Source organism: Streptomyces sp. NPDC037301 (assembly GCF_055602785.1).
In genome coordinates this window covers 172,328-193,185 of the sequence record NZ_JBVJWD010000001.1, presented here as the reverse complement: position 1 = coordinate 193,185, position 20,858 = coordinate 172,328, and the positions used below count along the sequence as shown (strand labels likewise).

The 20,858-nt window shown below is 71.4% G+C and carries 18 protein-coding genes and 1 riboswitch; of the genes, 8 read left to right on the top strand and 10 right to left on the bottom strand.

The genetic code is table 11. The features are described from left to right. Nucleotides 1-108: 108 nt before the first annotated feature. Complete coding sequence (locus tag ACZ7IB_RS00895; protein ID WP_470908081.1) at nucleotides 109-1,377, bottom strand: cytochrome P450; 1,269 nt, start codon at nucleotides 1,375-1,377, stop codon at nucleotides 109-111. A gap of 282 nt (nucleotides 1,378-1,659) precedes the next feature. Between ACZ7IB_RS00895 and ACZ7IB_RS00890 the strand changes: the two genes are divergently transcribed. Both ACZ7IB_RS00890 and ACZ7IB_RS00885 read left to right on the top strand, forming a co-directional pair. Continuing rightward, nucleotides 1,660-2,829 (top strand): steroid 3-ketoacyl-CoA thiolase, encoded by a 1,170-nt coding sequence (locus ACZ7IB_RS00890; protein ID WP_114244313.1) that lies wholly within the window; start codon nucleotides 1,660-1,662, stop codon nucleotides 2,827-2,829. Between the two features lie 308 nt (nucleotides 2,830-3,137). Further along, on the top strand, nucleotides 3,138-4,421 hold the full coding sequence (locus ACZ7IB_RS00885; RefSeq protein ID WP_470908079.1) for an alpha/beta fold hydrolase: 1,284 nt from the start codon (nucleotides 3,138-3,140) through the stop codon (nucleotides 4,419-4,421). A gap of 67 nt (nucleotides 4,422-4,488) precedes the next feature. Here the strand turns inward: ACZ7IB_RS00885 and ACZ7IB_RS00880 are convergent, their stop codons facing one another. From ACZ7IB_RS00880 to ACZ7IB_RS00845, 8 genes are all read right to left on the bottom strand, one after another. Beyond that, nucleotides 4,489-5,103 carry a hypothetical protein gene (locus ACZ7IB_RS00880; RefSeq protein ID WP_470908078.1) on the bottom strand — a complete coding sequence of 205 codons (615 nt, stop codon included), beginning with the start codon at nucleotides 5,101-5,103 and terminating at the stop codon, nucleotides 4,489-4,491. 259 nt (nucleotides 5,104-5,362) lie between these two features. Then, nucleotides 5,363-5,803, bottom strand: coding sequence for an aggregation-promoting factor C-terminal-like domain-containing protein (locus ACZ7IB_RS00875; protein WP_470908076.1), 441 nt, complete (start codon nucleotides 5,801-5,803; stop codon nucleotides 5,363-5,365). 320 nt (nucleotides 5,804-6,123) lie between these two features. Further along, nucleotides 6,124-6,942: an ECF transporter S component gene (locus ACZ7IB_RS00870; RefSeq protein WP_470908074.1), complete on the bottom strand. Its 819-nt coding sequence runs from the start codon at nucleotides 6,940-6,942 to the stop codon at nucleotides 6,124-6,126. Then, on the bottom strand, nucleotides 6,939-8,657 hold the full coding sequence (locus ACZ7IB_RS00865) for an ABC transporter ATP-binding protein (RefSeq protein ID WP_470908072.1): 1,719 nt from the start codon (nucleotides 8,655-8,657) through the stop codon (nucleotides 6,939-6,941). The genes ACZ7IB_RS00870 and ACZ7IB_RS00865 overlap by 4 nt, the downstream gene beginning before the upstream one ends. Further along, complete coding sequence (locus tag ACZ7IB_RS00860) at nucleotides 8,654-9,808, bottom strand: energy-coupling factor transporter transmembrane protein EcfT (protein WP_470908070.1); 1,155 nt, start codon at nucleotides 9,806-9,808, stop codon at nucleotides 8,654-8,656. The genes ACZ7IB_RS00865 and ACZ7IB_RS00860 overlap by 4 nt, the downstream gene beginning before the upstream one ends. Further along, complete coding sequence (locus tag ACZ7IB_RS00855) at nucleotides 9,805-10,491, bottom strand: SCO2322 family protein (protein ID WP_470908069.1); 687 nt, start codon at nucleotides 10,489-10,491, stop codon at nucleotides 9,805-9,807. Before ACZ7IB_RS00855 ends, ACZ7IB_RS00860 begins: the two co-directional genes overlap by 4 nt. Continuing rightward, complete coding sequence (locus ACZ7IB_RS00850; protein WP_470908067.1) at nucleotides 10,488-11,762, bottom strand: prenyltransferase/squalene oxidase repeat-containing protein; 1,275 nt, start codon at nucleotides 11,760-11,762, stop codon at nucleotides 10,488-10,490. Before ACZ7IB_RS00850 ends, ACZ7IB_RS00855 begins: the two co-directional genes overlap by 4 nt. Before the next feature lie 130 nt (nucleotides 11,763-11,892). Further along, a riboswitch (cobalamin riboswitch) is annotated at nucleotides 11,893-11,966 on the bottom strand. Nucleotides 11,967-12,077: 111 nt separating this feature from the next. Further along, entirely contained in the window at nucleotides 12,078-13,157 is a 1,080-nt protein-coding gene (locus ACZ7IB_RS00845) for an MBL fold metallo-hydrolase (RefSeq protein ID WP_470908066.1), read from the bottom strand. Nucleotides 13,158-13,404: 247 nt separating this feature from the next. On the opposite strand from ACZ7IB_RS00845, the gene ACZ7IB_RS00840 reads away from it, so the two are divergent. From ACZ7IB_RS00840 to ACZ7IB_RS00830, 3 genes are all read left to right on the top strand, one after another. Further along, complete coding sequence (locus ACZ7IB_RS00840; protein ID WP_470908064.1) at nucleotides 13,405-14,865, top strand: aldehyde dehydrogenase; 1,461 nt, start codon at nucleotides 13,405-13,407, stop codon at nucleotides 14,863-14,865. Further along, nucleotides 14,865-15,098, top strand: a complete 234-nt coding sequence (locus tag ACZ7IB_RS00835) for a ferredoxin (RefSeq protein ID WP_470908063.1) — start codon at nucleotides 14,865-14,867, stop codon at nucleotides 15,096-15,098. Before ACZ7IB_RS00840 ends, ACZ7IB_RS00835 begins: the two co-directional genes overlap by 1 nt. 96 nt (nucleotides 15,099-15,194) lie before the next feature. Further along, nucleotides 15,195-15,548 carry an aldo/keto reductase gene (locus tag ACZ7IB_RS00830; RefSeq protein ID WP_470908062.1) on the top strand — a complete coding sequence of 118 codons (354 nt, stop codon included), beginning with the start codon at nucleotides 15,195-15,197 and terminating at the stop codon, nucleotides 15,546-15,548. On the opposite strand, the gene ACZ7IB_RS00825 is transcribed toward ACZ7IB_RS00830, so the two are convergent. Then, nucleotides 15,521-15,973, bottom strand: a complete 453-nt coding sequence (locus ACZ7IB_RS00825; RefSeq protein ID WP_470908060.1) for a WapI family immunity protein — start codon at nucleotides 15,971-15,973, stop codon at nucleotides 15,521-15,523. The two genes, ACZ7IB_RS00830 and ACZ7IB_RS00825, sit on opposite strands and share 28 nt — an antisense overlap. Before the next feature lie 183 nt (nucleotides 15,974-16,156). Here ACZ7IB_RS00825 and ACZ7IB_RS00820 point away from each other — a divergent pair, with 183 nt between their 5' ends. The 3 genes from ACZ7IB_RS00820 (at nucleotide 16,157) to ACZ7IB_RS00810 (ending at nucleotide 20,835) form a co-directional block, all read left to right on the top strand. Next, complete coding sequence (locus tag ACZ7IB_RS00820) at nucleotides 16,157-17,698, top strand: PH domain-containing protein (protein ID WP_470908058.1); 1,542 nt, start codon at nucleotides 16,157-16,159, stop codon at nucleotides 17,696-17,698. A 287-nt stretch (nucleotides 17,699-17,985) separates the two neighbouring features. After that, nucleotides 17,986-18,828: a 3-hydroxybutyrate dehydrogenase gene (locus tag ACZ7IB_RS00815; RefSeq protein ID WP_470908056.1), complete on the top strand. Its 843-nt coding sequence runs from the start codon at nucleotides 17,986-17,988 to the stop codon at nucleotides 18,826-18,828. A gap of 30 nt (nucleotides 18,829-18,858) precedes the next feature. Then, a complete protein-coding gene (locus ACZ7IB_RS00810) occupies nucleotides 18,859-20,835 on the top strand; it encodes a helix-turn-helix domain-containing protein (protein ID WP_470908054.1) in 1,977 nt (658 codons plus the stop codon). The last annotated feature ends 23 nt before the right edge of the window (nucleotides 20,836-20,858 follow it).

Sequence of the window (20,858 nt, the reverse complement as noted above, 5' to 3'; positions counted from 1 at the left end):
GAGACAGGACTCACTCCTGCTCACTGTCCAGGAACGGTTTGTCGGTACGGACGGCGGGGGCCGGGGCGTGAGTGGGAGGCCCCCGCCGTCCGAAGCTGCCGGAAGCGGTCAGCTCCCGGCGGCAGCGACGCCCGGGGCGGTGCTGACCTGAAGCTGCTTGATCCCGTTGAGCCACGCCGAGCGCAGCCGCCGCGGGTCGCCGACCAGCCGCAGGTCCGGCAGCACATCCGCGACCGCGTTGAAGATCAGGTTGATCTCCATCACGGCAAGGGACTTGCCGAGGCAGAAGTGCGGACCGCCGCCGCCGAAGCCGAGGTGGGGGTTGGGATCGCGGGAGATGTCGAAGGCCTCCGGGTTCTCGAAGACCTCGGGGTCGTTATTGGCCGAGGAGTAGAACAGCCCGACCCTGTCCCCCTTCTTGATCTGCTGCCCGCCCAGCTCGACGTCCTGAGTGGCCGTCCGCTGGAAGGAGACCACGGGGGTGGCCCAGCGGACGATCTCCTCGGCGGTCGTCTCCGGCCGCTCGCGCTTGTAGAGCTCCCACTCGTCGGGGTGGGTGAGGAAAGCGTGCATGCCGTGGCTGATGGCGTTGCGGGTGGTCTCGTTCCCGGCCACGGCGAGCAGGATCACGAAGAAGCCGAACTCGTCGGAGGAGAGGTTCCCTTCGCCCTCCGCGGCGACCAGTTGGGAGACGATGTCCTTGGCCGGGCACTCCTTGCGGGCGGTCGCCAGATTCATCGAGTACGAGACGATCTCCATGGCCGCCTCGGTGCCGACCTCCTCGGTGATCGCGTACTCGGGATCGTCGTACGCGGCCATCTTGTTGGACCAGTCGAAGATCCTGGACCGGTCCTCCTGCGGTACGCCTATGAGCTCCGCGATGGCCTGGAGCGGCAGTTCGACGGCGATGTTGGTGACGAAGTCGAACGAACCGTCGTCGCCCGCGGCGGCCAGAGCGGTCTCGACGATCTGGCGGGCGCGGTCGCGAAGGGCCTGCTCCAGGGAGCGTATCGCCCGGGGCGTGAACCCCCGCTGGACGATCTGCCGGACCCGGGTGTGCTCGGGCGGGTCCATGTTCAGCATGATCAGCTTCTGGACCTCGATCTGGTCGCGGCTGATCGACTCGTTGAACCGGATGACCGCGGTGTTGGTGTTCGAGGAGAACAACTCGGGATGGGTGGAGACGTACTTGACGTCCGCGTGCCGGGTGACGACCCAGTAGCCCTCGTCGTCGAAGCCGGAGATACCGGCCGGCTGGGTGCACCACCAGACCGGTGCGGTCTGCCGCATCTGTGCGAACTCCGGGTGCGGAATGCGGGCTTGGAGCAGATCGGGATCGGTGAAGTCGAACCCTTCGGGCAGATGGGGGCAGGGCATCGGCAACTCCAGGTCGGGCCGAGAGTCGCCCGAACGATGTCTGACGACCCATCAGAAGTTGCCCGAAAGGTAGTAACGAGTTCTACAACTGGCAAGAGGGGTGGCCCGATCTGTTGCGTGAAGAGTGGGTGAGGCAGGTATGAAGCGGGCGCAAGGTGCGTGCAAGACCCTTGCGTACCGGGGGTAAGCCCCACAAGACTGCCTAGAGAACTAGAACGCGTACTAGTTCCCCTCCGTGGGCGCCGGGACGCCCCTGCGGAAGTGCGAGGAGAGGACGAGCTCATGGCCGCGGAACCCGTCATCGTCGAAGCCGTACGCACCCCCATCGGCAAGCGCGGAGGCGCGCTCGCCAATCTGCACCCCGCCTATCTGCTGGGCGAGACCTACCGAGAACTCCTCGGCCGCACCGGCATCCACGCCGACTGCGTCGAGCAGATCGTCGGCGGTACGGTCACCCACGCGGGCGAACAGTCCATGAACCCGGCCCGCAACGCCTGGCTCGCCGTGGGCCTTCCGTACGAGACCGCCGCCACCACCGTGGACTGTCAGTGCGGCTCCTCGCAGCAGGCCTCCCACATGGTCGCCAACATGGTTGCGGCCGGAGTGATCGACATCGGCATCAGCTGCGGTGTCGAGGCCATGTCGCGGGTGCCGCTGGGCAGCGGCTCCAAGCACGGACCGGGCAAGCCCTGGCCCGACGAGTGGAATGTCGATCTGCCCAACCAGTTCGAGGCGGCCGAGCGCATCGCCCGCAATCGCGGACTCACCCGGGAGAACGTCGACTCGCTCGGGTTGATCTCGCAGGAGCGGGCCGCCGTCGCCTGGGCCGAGGAACGGTTCAAACGGGAGACGTATGCGGTCCAGGTGCCGACCACCGAGGAGGAGCAGGCGGCCGGGCAGGGCATGTGGCGTCTGGTCGACCGGGACGAGGGGCTGCGGGACACCACGATGGAGGGGCTCGGACGGCTCAAGCCGGTCATGCCCACCGCGATCCACACTGCGGGCAACTCCTCGCAGATATCCGACGGCGCCTGCGCGATCATGTGGGCGTCCAAGCGGATGGCGCGCGCGCTCAAGCTCAAGCCGCGCGCCAGGATCGTTGCGCAGGCACTGGTCGGCGCCGACCCGCACTTCCACCTCGACGGACCGATCGACGCGACCCGCGCGGTGCTCGGCAAGGCCGGGATGTCGCTCAAGGACATCGACATCGTCGAGATCAACGAGGCTTTCGCATCGGTGGTGCTGAGCTGGGCCCAGGTCTTCGAGCAGGACCTCGAAAAGGTCAACGTCAACGGCGGAGCCATCGCGCTGGGGCACCCGGTGGGCGCCACCGGGGCCCGGCTGATCACCACGGCCCTGCATGAACTGGAGCGTCGCGACAAGGAGTTCGCTCTGATCACGATGTGCGCGGGCGGAGCGCTGGCGACGGGCACGATCATCCAGCGGCTGTAAGACCGACCGGCAAATGGGGGGCGGCGTCGCGGGGCTGGGCACGCACACCTGCGGCGTTGTCGTCGGTCGACAACTTCCCCGAGCTCTCGGCTTCGCTCGAGCAGGGGAGACCCCATCGCGTTGCCTCCCTCCTCCGCCTTGCAGCTGCACGCGCCCAGCCCCGCTCCTTCTCCCACCCCCCATTTGCCGGTCGGTCTAACGCGGCACCGGGGAGGAAGCCCCCCCGGCCGGGGGTGTTGCCAGATGTACCTCCGGCCGGGGGTCCACGCCGCTACCGGCGCCGCGCGCGGCTGCATAGCGTCGTGGTCATGGACGACAACAGCCGTATGAACCACACAACGTGGAATACGCGACACCGCGCCGCCCGCCGCGGTCTGGCGACCGCCACCGTTTTGCTCCTCGCCGCACTCGGCACCGCACCGGCCGTGGCGCAACAGCCCACCGGTGCACCCGAGTCACCCCACTCGGCCGCGGCGCACGGCAGAGGGGCCCTCCTGGACATCACCCCCGTGGCCGACCTCGGTCGTGCCGATGTCGCCCGCTTCCTCGCCTCCGGAGGGATGGACACCGACACCGTCCGCCACGGCCTGCGCGCCTACCGCCTCACCTACCGCACCATCACCCCGCAGGGCGCGCCCACCATCGCCACCGGCCTCCTCGCCCTCCCCAAGGGCGGCCCGCACCGCCTGGACCTGGTCTCCGACACCCACGGCACGATGGCCCACCGCGACTACGCGCCCTCCGTCGGCGAGGACTTCGGCCGCTTCGCGCCCTACCTCCACGCCTCGGCCGGCCGTGCCGTCGCCGCCCCCGACTACCTGGGCCTCGGCAAGGGGCCGGGCCGTCACCCGTACATGGACACCAAGTCCTCCGTCACGGCCTCCGTGGACATGCTGCGGGCCACCCGAACCGCCGCACTGCGCCTGGACCGCCCGCTCACCGGCGATGTGTACGCCAGTGGCTTCTCCCAGGGCGGCCAGGTCGCGATGGCCCTGGGCAGGGCCCTCGACAACGGCGTCGACCGGCACTTCAGGCTCCGGGCCCTCGCTCCCGTCTCCGGGCCGTACGACATCGAGCACGCCGAGACACCCGGCCTGTTCGACGGCAGCGTCAACGACACCAGCGGCATTTTCTACATGACGTATTTCCTCACCGCGCAGAACAGGCTCCACCCGCTCTACAAGGACCCCGCCGAAGCGTTCCGGGAGCCGTACGCGGGAATCGTCGACGACCTCTTCGACACCAACCACACCGAGGAGCAGATCATCCCGGCGCTGCCCGCGACGCTCAAGGAGCTGCTCACCGACGACTACTACCGGCAGGTCCAGCACCCCACCGGCGCCCTGCTGGCCGCGGTGCGCGCCCAGGACGGCAACTGCGCCTGGAAGCCGGACGTTCCCGTGCGCCTCTACTCCTCGTCCGGCGACACCGATGTGCCGATCGCCAACGCCCGTAACTGCGCCGCCGATCTGGCCGCACACGGCGTCGAGGCCCCGGTGACCGACCAGGGTTCCGCCGGCCACAACGCCACGTACATGAAGTCGGGGCCGCAGGTCGTGCGCTGGTTCGACACGGTCGCCGCGCGGCACTGAACCGTGCACCCCACCGGCATGGACCCGGCGGGTCCATGCCGCCGGGGCGACGGACGGGTGCGCCCGCTCAGTACGGCACGTGGGTGGGGAAGGTGGTGGTGGGGCCGAACAGTGTGGCGTATCCGTCCTCGTGCTGGCGGCGGTGCCGCCCGGACCGGCTCACCTCGGCGACCGGGGTCGCGAGCGTGAGCAGTCCGTCGTTGGCGAGCTCCTGCACGCGCATCAGCAGCGCCCGTACGTCCAGACCGAGTTCGGCGGCGACCGTCTGCACGTCGAGGCCGGACTCCCAGCTCCACAGCAGCACGGAGTCCATGCTGGGCGACCAGACGACCGTGTTCTCCACCTCGACGGGCGACAAAGGAGGAGGGGCCGGGGCCGGGGCGGGCGGTGGCGTGTCCAGCGGCGGAACGATCACCTCTTCGCGCGGGTGAGGCACGGGGATCTCGGGTGCGGGTTCGGCCGGTGCTTCCCTCGTCGCTTGCGGGGGTTGGCTCAGGAGTTCCTGGGCGAGGGACCGGGCGTCACCGCGGCCCACCGTGCGTCGTGCTAATCGCACTTCGCGTTCGTTGAGGCCCATCATGTCTGCGATCGAGCCGTCGTCGCCGACTGTGACGGCGAAAGCCGCAAGCGTTCTGCTCCGCTCCGCCTGCGCCTCGTCCAGTAGCGCCTGCGCCAGACGCATGCGTTCGTCGCTGGCGCAGAATGCTTCCGCCAGTACGGCGTTCCGATCCCAGAAATCTCGAGGTTCCACGTACGTGACAACGCTCCGGCGGCTGACGGGAACGGACACCCAAGCAAAATGCGCCTAAATGGACCAACGGGTTATTAAGCTGGCCAACTTATATGAAGTAGGCCGTTTGCCAAGTGTTGACCCGCGTCAGGACGTGGCGAAGGCCCCGACCGGTGGTCGGGGCCTTCGTGTGAGCTCAGGGAGTGTCGGCTCAGTACCAGTGGTTGGCCTGCCAGAACGACCAGGCGCCGCACGGGCTGCCGTAGCGGGAGTTCATGTAGTCCATGCCCCACTTGATCTGGGTCTTGGCGTTGGTCTTCCAGTCGGAGCCGGCGGAGGCCATCTTCGAGCCGGGCAGGGCCTGGACGAGGCCGTAGGCGCCGGACGAGGCGTTGGTCGCGCTGGGGTTCCAGCCGCTCTCGTGATGGACGATGTTGCTGAAGCACTGGAACTGTGCGGCGTTGCCGATCATCGACTTCGCCGTGTCCTGCGCGCTTGCCGCGACGGCGGTCGGCGCGGTGGCCGGTGCGGCCATGGCCGGGGTGACGCCGAGGGCCAGGCCGGTGGTGCCGAGGAGTACGGCGGTGCCGGCGACGGCGGACTTGCGGCGGGCGGTGCGGGGCAGGGCGAGGATGTTACGGGCGAACAACACAGGAGTCCTGACGTCGGGTACGGGGGAGTCGCGGACCGATCCGGATCGTGCGGTGGTGCGGGTGGACCGGTCTCGTCCGACCGCGGTCCGTTTCGGTGGACCAGGCGGTGCTCGGCGACGTGCTCCAGTGTTAGCGGCGCCGTTCGGCCGTGGCAATGACCCCCGGTACGAGCCCGCTTCGCACCCGGAGGCGGAAGTCTCAAACCGGCTGAATCACCTCAAAGGCGTCGTAGCAGGTCGGGGGGTATATGGGGTGGTTCGTGCCGGGTGGGTGCGGCTACTACCCCGGGCCGTGGAGGGCCAAGGCTCTGTGGGAGGCCTCACTCGCCGGGGACGTCGAATGTGACCTGGGCCTCGAAGGCCGCGCGGCGGGTGGCCCGGCGCAGCGCCTTCAGCAGTGTCGCGCCGATGGTGAGGGTCAGCACCAGGGTGAGCACGGCCCGGCCCAGGTCCCAGCCGAGCGACGTGGCCGTGCAGTACGCGAGGAAGCGGACCAGGTTCTCCGGCAGCGGGTCACCCGGCTGGAAGGAGATCCCCGAGCCGAGTCCGGGCACGATCGTCCAGCCGTACAGGTTCATCACCGTGCCGTACGCGAACGACGCCACGAACCCGTACGCCGCGAGCATCAGGAGCTCGGCCCGCCCGCGCAGCCGGTCCGGGCCCGGCAGCAGGCCCGCGCCCATCGCGAACCAGCCCATCGACAGCATCTGGAACGGCATCCACGGCCCCACCCCACCGGTGAGCAGCGCGGACGCGAACATCGTCACCGAGCCGAGCACGAAGCCGAAGCCGGGCCCGAGCACCCGGCCGCTCAGTACCATCAGGAAGAACATCGGTTCCAGCCCCGCCGTGCCCGCCCCCAGCGGGCGCAGCGCGGCGCCGACCGCGGCCAGCACCCCCAGCATCGCCACCGCCTTCGCGTCGAGACCGGAGTCCGCGATCATCGCGACGACCACGCCGACCAGCAGCGGCAGCAGCGCGGCGAACAGCCACGGCGCGTCCTGGGAATGCGCCAGACCGGAGTCCGCACCGGCCAGCAGCGGCCAGCCGAACGCGACCACACCGATCGCGCTGATGAGGACGAGCGCGGCGATCGCACGCGGCCCGAGACGTACCGGCCGTGTCCGGCGCCCGCTCATGACGTGGCTCCCAGCGCGCCGCGCACCTGCGTCACGGTCAGCCACTCCTGCGGGGCGAGGATCTTCGCGGTCTGCGGGGCGAACGCCGGAGAGGAGACCACCACCTGCCGGGTCTCCCCGTCCGCGACGGTCTCCCCGTCGGCGAGTATCACCACCCGGTGCGCCAGTTCGGCGGCGAGTTCCACATCGTGCGTGGCCAGGACGATCGCATGCCCGTCGGCCGCGAGACCGCGCAGCACCCCGACCAACCGGGCCTTCGCCGCGTAGTCCAGCCCGCGGGTCGGCTCGTCCAGGAGCAGCAGCGGGGGCCTCGCGGTGAGCACGACGGCCAGGGCGAGCGCGAGGCGCTGCCCCTCGGAGAGATCGCGGGGGTGTGTGTCGTCCGGCACACCGGGCAGCAGCTCGGAGACCAGGGCCCGACAGCTGCCCGCTGCGGCGCCCGCGTCGGCGTCGGCCGCGGCGCACTCGGCGGCGACCGTGTCCGCGTACAGCAGATCGCGTGGTTCCTGCGGTACGAGGCCTACCCGGCGCACCATCTCGCGCGGCTGCGTACGGTGCGGGGTCCGGCCGCCGACGAGGACGGTGCCCGTGGTGGGCTCGACCATGCCGACGAGCGCGGCCAGCAGGGTGGACTTGCCCGCACCGTTACGGCCCATCAGGGCGACGGTCTCGCCGGCGGCGACGGTGAGCGTCACCCGGCGCAGCGCCTCGACGCGCCCACGCCGTACACCGAGACGCTCGACCCGGGCCGTGGCATCGGCGACGGGCTCGGAAGCGGCGGTGGTGGTCCGTGCGCCGCGGCCCAGCAGCCGGGCGAGGGCGCCGCGCCGCGCGGGGGCGGTGGGCAGCGGGGCCACGGTTGCGCCGGCCGGCGCGGGCGACGGGGCGGGCGGCCGTGCCTGCGCCAGCCGCTCGCGAAGGCCCGCCGCCCGGCGCCGGGCATCGCGGACCGAGAGCGGCAGCGGATCCCACCCCGCCAGCCGGCCCAGCGCGACGACCGGCGGGTGGACCGGGGAGACGGCCATGATGTCCGCGGGCGCGCCCATGACCGGTGCGGCGCCCGGCGACGGCAGCAGGACGACCTGGTCCGCGTACTGCACCACCCGCTCCAGCCGGTGCTCCGCCATCAGGACCGTCGTACCCAGGTCGTGCACCAGCCGCTGCAGCACGGCGAGGACCTCCTCGGCCGCCGCCGGGTCCAGCGCGGACGTCGGCTCGTCGAGGACCAGGACCCTCGGGTGCGGGGTGAGGACCGAGCCGATCGCGACCCGCTGCTGCTGCCCGCCGGAGAGCGTGGCGATCGGCCGGTCGCGCAGCCCGGCCAGGCCCAGCAGATCGAGGGTCTCCTCGACCCGCCGCCGCATCACATCGGGGGCGAGGCCCAGCGACTCCATCCCGTACGCCAGCTCGTCCTCGACCGTGTCGGTGACGAAGTGGGAGAGCGGGTCCTGGCCCACCGTGCCGACCAGATCGGCAAGTTCGCGTGGTTTGTGAGTACGCGTGTCGCGGCCGTCGACCATGACCCGGCCGCTCAGCGTGCCGCCGGTGAAGTGCGGTACGAGACCGGACACGGCGCCCAGCAGTGTCGACTTGCCGACCCCGGACGGACCGACAAGCAGTACCAACTCGCCCTCGGGAATGGTCAGATCGACCCCGGAGAGGGTGGGGCGCTCCGTCCCCTCGTACTGCACCGAGACGTGCTCGAACCGGATCACTGGCCCTCCTTGGAGTTCGGGGCGCCCACCGAGGGCGGCACGGGCGCCACCACCGCGGGCAGCAGCCCGATCAGCACCGCCGCCGCGGGCCACAGCGGAAGTACCGGTGCGACCAGCGGTACGACCCCGGGGCGCAGCGCCTCCCCATCGACACCGCCCGCCCAGATCATCGCCACGGCCACCGCGACCCCCGAACCCGCCACCAGCCAGGCCCGCACACCCCACCGGTCGGGCCGGTAGCGGGTACGGACCGAGCGGGCCCCGCCGAGCCGCAGCCCGGCCATCGCGGCGACGAGCCCGGCGATCAGCAGCGGCAGGCCGTACACCGCACCCTGCGCGGCCAGCAGACCGTACGTACCCGCGCACACCCCGAGCAGCCCGCCGAGCGTGAGGACGTTCGTGGTGTGCCGGACGGCGGGCGGGACCTGGGCGGTGCGCCCGTATCCGCGCGCGTCCATCGAGGCCGCCACCGCGACCGACCGCTCCAACGCGCCCTCCAGGACCGGCAGTCCGATCTGGAGGACCGCCTTGACGCCGCCGGTCGGACGGCCCCGCAGTCGCCGTGCGGTGCGCAGCCGCGCCACATCGGCGACCATGTTCGGCGCGAACGTCATCGCGACCACGACGGCGACCCCCGCCTCGTACAGCGCACCCGGCAGCGACTTCAGCAGCCGGGCCGGGTTGGCCAGCGAGTTCGCCGCACCGACGCAGATCAGCAGGGTGGCCAGCTTCGCCCCGTCGTACAACGCGAAGACCAGCTGCTCGGCGGTGACCCGGCCACCGATCCTGACGCCCTTCGCCCAGTCGGGCAGCGGCACCTCGGGGAGTGCGAACACCGGATGAGTACCGGGGATCGGCGAACCGAGAAAGACGGAGAAGAGCAGCCGCACACCGACGACGAACAGCCCGATCCTGATGAACGCCCCGTACGAACGGGCCCACGGCGCATCCGTACGGCGCGCCGCGACCACATAGCCCGCCACCCCCACCAACAGGCCGAGCAGCAGCGGATTGGTGGTCCGGGACGCGGCGGTGGCGAGGCCGAGCGCCCACAACCACCAGGCCCCGGCGGGCAGGGCGTTGCTCCGGGTCGCCCCGGGGGCGCGCACCGGGCAGCGCAGCCGGACCGGGCCGGTGGTCGAGGCGGTCATTCGCGGCGGCGGGCCTGCACGACTGCGGCTATGCCGAGGAGAAGAACGGCGCCGACCCCGACCAGCACCCCGGCGGACGGTCCGCCTCCGGAGCCGCCGGAGTCTCCCGAGCCGTCGGTTGCGGAATCGGCCGGGGACGCGGATGCGGACGCGGCAGGCGCCTGGTGACCGTTGCCCGAGACCTGTTCGCCGCAGCCCGAGTCCGGATATCCGGATATGGCACAGAGCAGCGCGTCGCTGCTGTAGCGCAGCGGTTTGGCCACCGAGGCGAGCGCCTCCGCGGTGCTCGCGTCCGGGGCGACCCGTGCGCACGCGGTGCGCAGCGCGGGCGGAGTCTCGCCGGCCGGGGCGTCCGCCGCCGTGCCCGGGTCGATGACCAGCGCGACCCGCTTGGTGCCGTCCTCGGCCGGGGTGTCCGCGCAGATCTTCGCGAAGCCGGGGGAGCGGCGAGGTTTCGCCGAGTCCTGGGAGTCCTCGCTCACCGAGAACCGGAAGCCCTGCACCGCGCCGTCGTCCGGCCGGACCAGGGACGGGCCCTGGGTGGCGTACGTCCAGCCGGTGCCGGAGCCCTCCCAGAACGACCAGTACCGGTACCCGGCCGCCTGGGCCGTCCCCGCGCCGAGCACGGCCAGGACGGCGCCCAGGACCACCAGGAGAGCGGCGGCCCTTCCCGCCCGCCTCACAGCTGCTGGTTCTTCCGGCGGCCGCTGATCAGGAAGCCGGCGCCCGCACCGACGACGAGGCCGATGCCGACGTACCACCACACGCCGCCGATCACGTCGTCCCCGCTGTGGACCTGGTCCTTCTCCGTGGCCACGTACCCGGTGTCGGCGGACGGGTCGGGCGTCGTGATGGCCGCGGGGGCGGGGCCGGTCGCGTTCAGCTTGTCGACCAGGTTGACACCGCCGAAGTCGCGGGCGTCGGCGCCGGTCGCGTGCGCGGCGAGGGCGAGCTGCGCGTAGGCGGCGGGACCGTTCTGCTCGGCCCAGGCCCCGGAGTTCTTCTTCAGCCAGGCCACGGCCTTGGCCGCCTTGTCCTGGTGGCCCGCGGCCGACAGCGCGACGACCGCGTCCGCGGTGTTGCCGAAGTCGGGCTGCGGGGTGGAGTCGGTGGCGCCGGGCATCGGCGCCAGGTCGAGATGACCGCTGGTCGCGAGGGTGTCCGCGAGGAAGTGGGCGCCGTTCTGCGCGGCCTGCTCGGGCGTGAGACCGGACCCCGGGTGGCAGCTGGGCGCCTTGACCGCGGCGTTGTCCCCGACCGCCATGGCCTTGCCCATCGTGCCGAGCACGGCGGCCGCGGTGGCGTCCGCGTTGGCGGCGAGCTTCCCGGCCTTGTCGGGCTGGTAGGCGAAGGCGCCGCCGTCCTTGCCGCCGCACGGGATCGCGAGCTTGAGCAGCGGGTCGTAGGGGGTCTTGCCGCCGGGGGTCGTGATGTCGCCGAGTCGCTGCCCCTGCCGGGCGAGGGCGCCGATCACCAAGGAGGTGGAGTTGGCGTCACTGGGCGCGCCGGCAGTGTAGCCCCAGCCGCCGTCCTCGTTCTGTACGGACTTCAGCCAGCGCACCGAGTTGTTCACGGTGTCCCGGTGCCCGCCCACCTCGACGAGCGCCTGGACGGCGGCCGCGGTGGCATTGGTGTCCAGCACGGTCTTCTCGGTGCACGGCTGGGAGACGTCGGGCCGGTACGAGGCGTAGGCGCCGTTGCCGCACTGCTGGGCGATCAGCCAGTCCACCGACTTCGTGGCGGGCGTGACGCCCTCGACCCGCTGGGCGAGGAAGGCCAGCGACTGCCGCCAGACACCGTCGTACGTGGGGTCCTTCGTCCCGTACAGCCCGGAAGGCAGTGCGACGGACGGCGAGGGCGACGGGGACGGCGCTGCGACCGCGACCGGGGCAGCGGCCGCACAGAGCACGGTGGCGGTGGCGGCGAGCGTTGCTGCGCTGCGGCGTACGGTCATGGCGGGCGGGGCCTCTCCTGCGGGGGGAACCGGGCACAGGCACGCTCACGCACCAGGCTCCGGCTCCGTATACCTCGACGGTGCCGACCACCGGGGTTCCGGTGGTGCGAGCCGGTCACGACCGCGGACAGGGCATTCCGACTCACCGTCTCCTGTGACGGTTCACGGCTGCGTGGTCAGTGCCGGATTTGCACCGGCTTCCCCCTGAACGGGCATGATGACGACTCGCACACTCTACCGGGCGGGTTCGGACGGCCTCCGAGCCGGGAGGAGCGCCGACGCCCGTCCTCCCTCCCGCCAGGGCGGGAGCCCACGTCACACTGCGATGTACGTCACCGGCTCGCTCCCCGTCACCGCCTCCGCACGCCCCAGCTTCACCAGCCGTCTCAGATGCGCCTCGGCCTCCGAGACGGCGATGTTCCGCGAGCCGTGCGGGATCTGTGCCCAGGGCCGGTTCCACTCCATCCGCTCGGCCAGTTGCCACGGCGTCAGCGGGGTGGCCAGCAGCTTGAGCAGCCCGGTCAGCCGCTCCTCGTGATGGTCCAGGAGTTCCTGTACGCGCCCCGCGGCATCCGTGAACGCGTACTGATGGGCGGGCAGCACTTCGGCGACCCCGAGCCTGCCGATGCGCTCCAGTGAGTCGAGGTAGTCCCCAATGGGGTCTCCCCTGCCCGAACGTAGCTGAACGCTTGGGGAAGGGCCGGTCGCGGTCGCGTCGTCCGGGTCCTCGTACAGCCCGATGTGCGGGCTGATGCCCGGCAGCAGATGATCCCCGGAGAAGAGCCGGCCACGGCCCGGCAGATTCCGCGGATGCTTCTCCTCCAGGTGCAGGCAGACATGGCCGGGCGTGTGCCCCGGCGTCCAGATGGCCCGCAGCTTGCGGCCGGCCAGACCGAGGAGTTCACCGGGAACGATCTCCCGGTCCGGCAGCGCGGCCCGCAGTCCGGGCAGGGTGTGCATCCGGCCCCTCTCGGCCGCGGCGGCCCGCAACGGCGCGAGATGTTCCTCGGGCGCACCGGCCGCAGTGAGTTTCGCCGAAACATACGACAGCCAGGTGCCCGGCCGGGACTCACGGGTGCGGCGCACGATCGCGGTGTCGGCCGCATGCATGGCGATCCAGGCCCCGGACACCTCGCGCACCTGCCCGGAGAGGCCGTGGTGGTCGGGGTGATGGTGGGTGATGGCCACACCGTGGATGTCACCGACACCCACACCGACCGCGTCGAGCCCGGTGGTGAGTGTGTCCCACGCCTCCGGATCGTCCCAGCCCGTGTCGATCAGGACCGGCCCGCGATCGGTGTCGATGACATGCACAAGGGTGTGGCCGAGCGGATTGTCCGGGATGGGGACCTTGATGCTGTGTACGCCCCCGCCGTGGTCGGTCACCTGTGTCATGGGCTCCCCATCTCTCTCCGCGGCCTGGTCGGTGCGCCGGACGTACGGCTGTGCGGTGCACCGCGCCCACTGTAACGAGAACTTGTTTCAGTAGTAGCCCCAGTCGACCATCTATTCGTTCAGGGTGCTCCTCGGTCGCGCGGCGGCCCGGGTGGGTGCTGTCGCAGCCGTGGACTCCTGGAACTGGAACTGGTATCAGTTCTGACACTGAGTCAGGTAACGTGCCGGGTCGCGGGAGGCAGCAGCCATGACCGAGCTTGTCGAACACGGAAAACTGTTCATCGGCGGGGAGTTGGTCGATCCGCTGGGCAGGGATGTCATCGAGGTCATCTCCCCGCACACCGAGCAGGTCATCGGCCGGGTGCCGCACGCCTGCGAGGGGGATGTGGACCGGGCTGTCGCCACCGCCCGGCGGGCTTTCGACGAGGGGCCCTGGCCGCGGGCGTCCCTCGACGAGCGGATCGAGGTGATCACCCGGATCAAGGACGCGTTCGCCGTGCGGTACGAGGAGATCGCCCGGGTGATCAGCTCGGAGAACGGCACCCCGTACACGTCCGGTGTCATGGTGCAGGCGCTTGCCGCGATGATGGTGTGGGACGCGGCGATCACCGTCGCCCGCAGCTTCCCGTACGAGGAGCGGCGGGACGGGGTGCTCGGGCCGCTGCTGGTGCGCCGGGAGCCGGTGGGAGTGGTCGCGGCCGTGGTGCCGTGGAACGTTCCGCAGTTCACCGCCGCCGCCAAGCTCGCGCCCGCGCTGCTGGCCGGCTGCTCCGCCGTGCTCAAGGTCTCGCCCGAATCCCCGCTGGACGCCTACATCCTGGCCGAGATCGCCGCCGAGGCCGGGCTGCCGGAGGGGGTGCTGTCGATCCTTCCAGCCGACCGTGAGGTCAGCGAGTACCTGGTCGGGCATCCGGGCGTCGACAAGGTGTCGTTCACCGGGTCCGTGGCCGCGGGGCGCCGGGTGATGGAGGTCGCCTCCCGCAACCTCACCCGGGTCACGCTGGAGCTGGGCGGGAAGTCCGCCGCCGTGATCCTCCCCGACGCCGATCTGGACGCGGCCGTCGCGGGCATCGTCCCCTTCGCCTGGATGATCAACGGCCAGGCGTGCGTGGCCCAGACCCGCATCCTCGTCCCGCGCTCGCGCTACGACGAGATGGCCGAGGCGTTCGCCGCCGCGGCGGGTGCGCTGAAGGTCGGCGACCCGCTCGACCCCGCCACCGAACTCGGCCCCCTCGTCGCCCAGCGCCAGCAGCGGCGCTCGCTCGACTACATCCGGATCGGCCAGGACGAGGGCGCCAAGATCCTTACCGGCGGCGGGCGTCCGGCCTCCCAGGAACGGGGCTGGTACGTCGAGCCGACCCTCTTCGGCGACGTCGACAACTCCATGCGCATCGCCCGCGAGGAGATCTTCGGCCCCGTCATCTGCCTCCTGCCGTACGGCGACGAGGCCGAGGCCGTACGGATCGCCAACGACTCCGACTACGGGCTCAGCGGCAGCGTCTGGACCGCCGACACCGAACGCGGCGTCGACATCGCCCGCCGGGTCAGGACGGGCACGTACAGCGTGAACACCTTCAGCCTCGACATGCTCGGCCCGTTCGGCGGCTACAAGAACTCCGGTCTGGGGCGGGAGTTCGGCCCCGAGGGATACGCCGAGTTCTTCGAGCACAAGATGATCCATCTGCCGGCCGGATACGAGGGGGAGTGATGGGGGACCGCTGGGCCGTGGAGGTCGACCGCGGGGTCTGCATCGGCTCCGGGATGTGCGTGAACCATGCCCCGGGAGGATTCGCGCTGGATTCCGCCCGGCAGTCCCACCCGGCAGCCCCGGAGACCGACGCCAACGAGAAGGTCCTCGCCGCGGCCGAGGGATGCCCGGTCGAGGCGATCACGATCACGCTGATCGGATCGGGGGAGGTCGTCTTCCCGCCGGAGGAGTAGCGGGAGGAGCAGGCGGGAGGGTGGTCCTCGATCTGATCCAGAACAGCCCCGGCATCACGGCGGACCGGCAGGCGCCGTTCCGCATCATCAGGCCACGTGAACTACGCGAAGCCGCCCAGGTTCTCGGGCAGCGGCTTCTCCAGGCCGGCACCCAGCCGTTGGAGGAGAGCCGCGGCGGCTGACCCCTGCGCGCGATCCGGCGCCGAGGAACGCGAGGTCAGCGCGCAGCAAGTGTGCCCGGCCCGGGAGTTGGCCAAGTCCCCGGTCGTCGTCCCGATCCCGGGGTCGTCCCGGCCGGCCACCATTCGTGATTCGGCGGCAGCAGCGGACCTGACGCTCACCGAAGCGGAGTTCGCCGAACTCGACGCGAGGGACGTCCCAAGAAGGGCGCCGAACCCCGACGCAATGGCTGAGGTGACCGGTCAGCGGGGTGGGAACGGGGCCAGGTGACGGTCCCATTCGTCCGCTGCCCGGCGCAGTCCTTCAGCGGTGGCCCTGATATCGATCACACACTCATCAGAGCTCCTGTCGCCCGCCCGCCATACAGGCGCTGCCTCGTAGCAGAGGTGTACTCGGAGCGCCCCGACACCATGGCGCCCCGCGGCATGGCTGAAGGACAGAACGGGCTCGAGGAAGGAGAGATCCGGCAGTGTGCCCGTCAGCGTTTCTCCGCCCATGGCCCGCAGCCACGGCGAGATCTGGCGTGCCTCTTCGGTCAGCAGGCATGGGTCGGTGAAGGACCAACTGGCCTCGGGCGTGGTCACCTCGCCTTCGACGACCAGCCAGTTGTCGTCGTACCGGTCGCCGATGACCGCCGGGAACCGGTAGCGCAGCGGGCGTAATTCGATGCGATGTTCCTGATCCGTGAGCAGCACCGCCCAAGGGTGCCACGCACCGTCTTGCACACCAACGTGAATAAGTGCAGAACAAGCCGAATGCCAGGCGCCATGTATTGCGGGTAGGGCTTCACCTCGTACGAGGTCGGCAGCGTTGCGGGCCAGGAAGTTGCCGGACACCGCACAAGCAGGTGCAGCCCGGCCGATGGCAGGATTCCGCGCATGACCGATGCCCGGGAAGTGACCTGCCGTCCCCTCAGGAAGCGCACCCTGTGGTCCTTCGTCGGGCTCGGTGCGGCGGGGGCGATCCTGGCCGCGGTGCGCACGGCGTACTGGGGCCCGGACGTGTGGCTGGGAGTGGGCCTGCTTCTCGTACTGGTGGGCATCGCTTCGCTCCGCGCGGTCACCGCCCGGCTGAGCGCCGACGCGTACGGCTTGCACTCCAGGACACTGCTGCGCCGCCGGAGTGTGCCGTGGCGTGACGTCGCCGACCTGCGTGTACGCCTGAAGTACGCGAACGATTCCAGGGTTCAGGAGACCCGTCGCGTCAGCCTGGTGCTGTACGACGGACACAAGAGGCTCCTGCCACTGCCGAAGAGCCGGTCCTGCGACGACCCGGACTTCGACGCGAAACTGGACGCGCTCCGCGCGCTGCACCGCCGTTACGGAGCCCCGGATTCGAGCCACCTCCCCGTGATCTCGTACCGCACCGCCGGGCGCGGCTGGGCCGGGTCACTGGGCGTGTGCGCGTTGCTGCTCGCGTGCGCGGGCGTGGCCGCATGGTTTGTGCCGAGCGCCGCGTCGGCGGTGCAGGCGTGGAAGTCGGCCACCCCGTGCACCACCGAGACGTCCGCCACGGAGCTCGGGGGAGACTGCCTGACCACCCTGCCGGCCGTGATCGCGCGGACCGAGGCCAACCGGCCCAAGCAGCGCAGCTGGCTGTACTTCGCCGACAGCCGGCCGCTGGAGCGACTCGAGGTCCCGCTAGAGGCCGCCCAGGGGTTCCAGCCGGGCGACAGCGTCGAACTGACCTTCTGGCGCGGCAAGGTGGAGGTGGTCGCCGGAGAGCGCTACGTGTGGCGCGAGCACATACCCGCCGCCGGGGAACTGGCCGTCGTCGCGGCCGCGTGCGCCCTCGCCGCGGGCTACCCCGGCGCCCAGGTGCTGCTGCGCCTGCGCGGGCGCCGGCTGCCCGACGACGAGGTCCTCCCGTCGGCCCTTCCGTTCGCGGGCGCGCTCGTCGGTACCGCCCTGTGGCTGCTGCCGCTCTGCTACCTCCACCCCACGACGCTGCTCGCCTCTCCCGCAGCGATCACGTGGGTGGCCGCGGGCTCGTCGGCCACGCTGGGCCTTTTCATCCGGGCCTGGCACGCCACCCGCGTCCGTACGCCCGGAGAGGCAGGAGCGATCGAAGAGTCCGCCGAGGAGGAAGTGTTCCTGGCCGCCCGCTTCCTGGAGCACACCGACTACAACCCGAACGGCTTCGGCACCCACGTCGTCCTCGGAGGCGGCCCGCCCGCGGTGACGCCCCACCCGGGCCCGGGCCGGTTCGCGGCGAAACGGATACCGGTGGAGCGGCTCACCGTCAAGGACGTGCGGCGTGCCCGGGGCGACGACGGCGACACCGTCCCCAGAAGCTGGCACATCGCCGAACTCGACGACGCGGGCGTGCCGGTCCGCCTCGCGGCCGCCCCGGCCGACCTGACCCGCATCATCCGCGAGCTGGGCTCTGCGAAGACCCCCGCGAACACCGCGAACCATTGACTCGGAGCGTGCTCCGGCACGCGGAATCCCGGTCAACGCCCGTACAGATACGGGCTGCTGGGAAAGGACCCGCATGTGCTACCGCGCCATCGGCACCGACCCCACCTGCCGGGAGGTGAGCCGCGGTGGACCTGGAGCCGGCCGCGGAGCAGCGGGCGGCGCTGGATGCGGCCCGCTGACGGCCCGGGACCGGACCCGCACCATGTACGCCGCCACCATGCCGACGTGCGACGGTGTGTGCACCGACCCCGTGTGACGTGGGCTTCGGTCTCCTTACGGTGACGACCATGGAGACTCCTCAGAGCCCGGACCACGGGCCCGCCCCACAGGCCACCCCGCCCACCGTCCCGCCGCCCGCCGCAGGCCCCCCGCCGTCGCCCGCAGACCGGCTCCTCGCCGGGCGCACCGCCCTGGTGACCGGTGCCGCGAGCGGTATCGGGCGGGCCTGCGCACAGACCCTGGCCGCCGCGGGCGCCCATGTCCATGTGGTGGACAAGGCCGCAGACGCCGCGAAGAGCCTGGCGGAGGCGATCGGCGGGACGGCGTGGGTGGTCGATCTCTCCGTCCCCGACGCGGTGGACACGCTGCCTGCCGACGTGGACGTCGTGGTCAACAACGCAGGGCTCCAGCACGTCGCCCCGGTGCACGAATTCCCCCCGGACCGCTTCGCGCTGATCCAGCGCGTCATGGTGGAGGCCCCGTTCCGCATCTTGCGCCGGACCCTGCCGGGCATGTACGAACGCGGCTGGGGGCGCGTGGTCAACATCTCGTCCGTGCACGGCCTGCGGGCCAGCCCCTACAAATCGGCCTATGTGATGGCAAAGCACGCACTGGAGGGACTCAGTAAGGTGGTCGCGCTCGAAGCGGCGGAGCACGGGGTGACGAGCAACTGCGTCAGCCCCGGGTACGTACGCACCCCCCTGGTCGAGAACCAGATCGCGGACCAGGCCCGTACGCACGGCATCTCCGAGGAGGAGGTGGTGGGCCGGGTCATGCTGGAACGCAGCGCGATCAAGCGCCTGATCGAACCCGACGACGTCGCCGAAGCCGTGCTGTGGCTCTGCGGACCGCGTACCGGGCACATCACCGGCACCTCGCTCTCCATGGACGGCGGCTGGACCGCCAACTGATCACCCAACCCCTACGAACGATGGCCGCCCATGTCTGAACCGTCCGCCTCCGCCGCGCCCCATCTGCGGCGCCTCCTGGACCTGCTGGCCGACGACGCCCCCGCCGAGGCGCTGGGCGCCGTCTCCTCGCAGGCGCGGGCCGCCGGTGTACCCGCGGGCGATCTGGCGGAGGTGGAGCGGGCCACCGCCGCCGCCCTGCGGATCAGGGGTGCCCTGCGGCAGCACCGGCGCCGCGAGCTCCAGCTCACCGCGCTCTTCGACACCGCGGGCGACCTGGCCGCATCCCGCGACCTGGACGACGTGCTGAAGGCGATCGTCCGCCGCGCCAGGATGCTGCTCGGCACGGACACCGCATATCTCACGCTCCCCGACGAGGAGGCGGGGGACACCTATATGCGGGTCACCGACGGGTCGGTGTCGGTGCTCTTCCAACAACTGCGGCTGGAGCTCGGCCATGGGCTCGGCGGTCTGGTGGCGCAGACCGCGAGCCCGTACGCGACCCCCGACTACCGCACCGACGACCGCTTCCACCACACCCGCAACATCAACGCCGGGGTGCTGGACGAGGGGCTCGTAGCCATCCTGGGCGTGCCCCTGCTTCTCGGCTCCAGCCGCGGCGGTACGGGAAAGGTCATCGGCGTCCTCTTCGCGGCCGACCGTGCACCCCGCGTCTTCAGCCCCGACGAGGTCGCCCTGCTGTGCTCGCTCGCCGCACATGCCGCGATCGCCATCGACACCGCCCGCGCGCTCGCGGACACCCGGTCCGCACTGGACGAACTGGCCGAGACCAACGCCGAGCTGGCCGAGGCCAATGCGGCCGTACGGGCCCACTCGGCGGCGATGCGGCGCGCCGAGGAGTCCCACGACCGGCTGACCGATCTGGTCCTGCGCGGCCGCGACGTCAAGGATGTCGCCGCGGCGGTCGCGGGGCTGCTGAACTCCCCGCTCACCATCCACGACCCGGGCGGGCGGCCCCTGGCGGCGGTCCGGCCCGACGGGGCGGACTTCGCCGCCGACAGCATGGACGCCGGATGGCTGGCCGAGACCGCCGAGGAGTCCCGTACGGGTGCCCGCGCCGTGCACCGCGACGGCCGGTGGATCTGCGCGGTCCTCGCCGGACGGGAACTCCTGGCCGGTCTGGTCCTGCACCGGCGTGAACAGCTCGACGACTCCGACCGGCGGCTGTTCGAGCGGGCCTCGGTGGTCACCGGACTTCTTCTGCTGCTGCGGCGCACGGTCGCCGAGACCGAGAACCGGGTCCGCGGAGAGCTGATCACCGACCTGCTGACCGACGCGGACCGTGACCCGGCCGGACTCGCCGAACGCGGCCGACGCCTCGGCATCGACCTCGACCGCCCACATCTGCTGCTGGTGGCCGAGGGCGGAGCCCGGGAAAGGCTGGCCCCTGCCGCGATGCGCTATCTGTTCGGCGGGGACATCCACGGGGTGAGCGCCGAACACGCGGGGAACGTGGTGCTGTTGATAGAGGCCGGCGACCCCGGCCCGGCTGCCGGTGACGCGGCACGCGCGGCGGCGGCCCAGCTCGGCCAACTGATCCAGGCTCCCGTCACCGTCGCCGCCACCGGGCCGGCCCACGGTGCCCGGGAGCTGGCCTCCGCATACGGGGAGGCCGCCCGCTGCCTGCGCGCCATGCGGGTCCTGGGGCGTGCGGGGGAAGGCGCGTGCGTCGACGAACTCGGCTTCCTGGGCGTGGTGTTGGGCAACGCCCAGGACGTCGACGGCTTCGTCACGGCGACACTGGGTCCACTGCTGGAGTACGACGCGCAGCGCGGCACGCATCTCGTGCGTACCCTCGGTGCCTATTTCGGGTCCGGGGGCAGTCTCATCCGCGCCAAGGACGAACTGCACGTGCACGTCAACACGGTGGTGCAGCGGCTGGACCGGGTGCAGGTGCTGCTGGGGCGGGACTGGAACGAGCCCGGGCGGGCGTTGGAGCTGCAACTTGCCTTGCGGTTGCATTTGTTGGCGGGCGGCCGGGAGCGGTAGAGGCCGTCCGGCCGCCCGGGGTG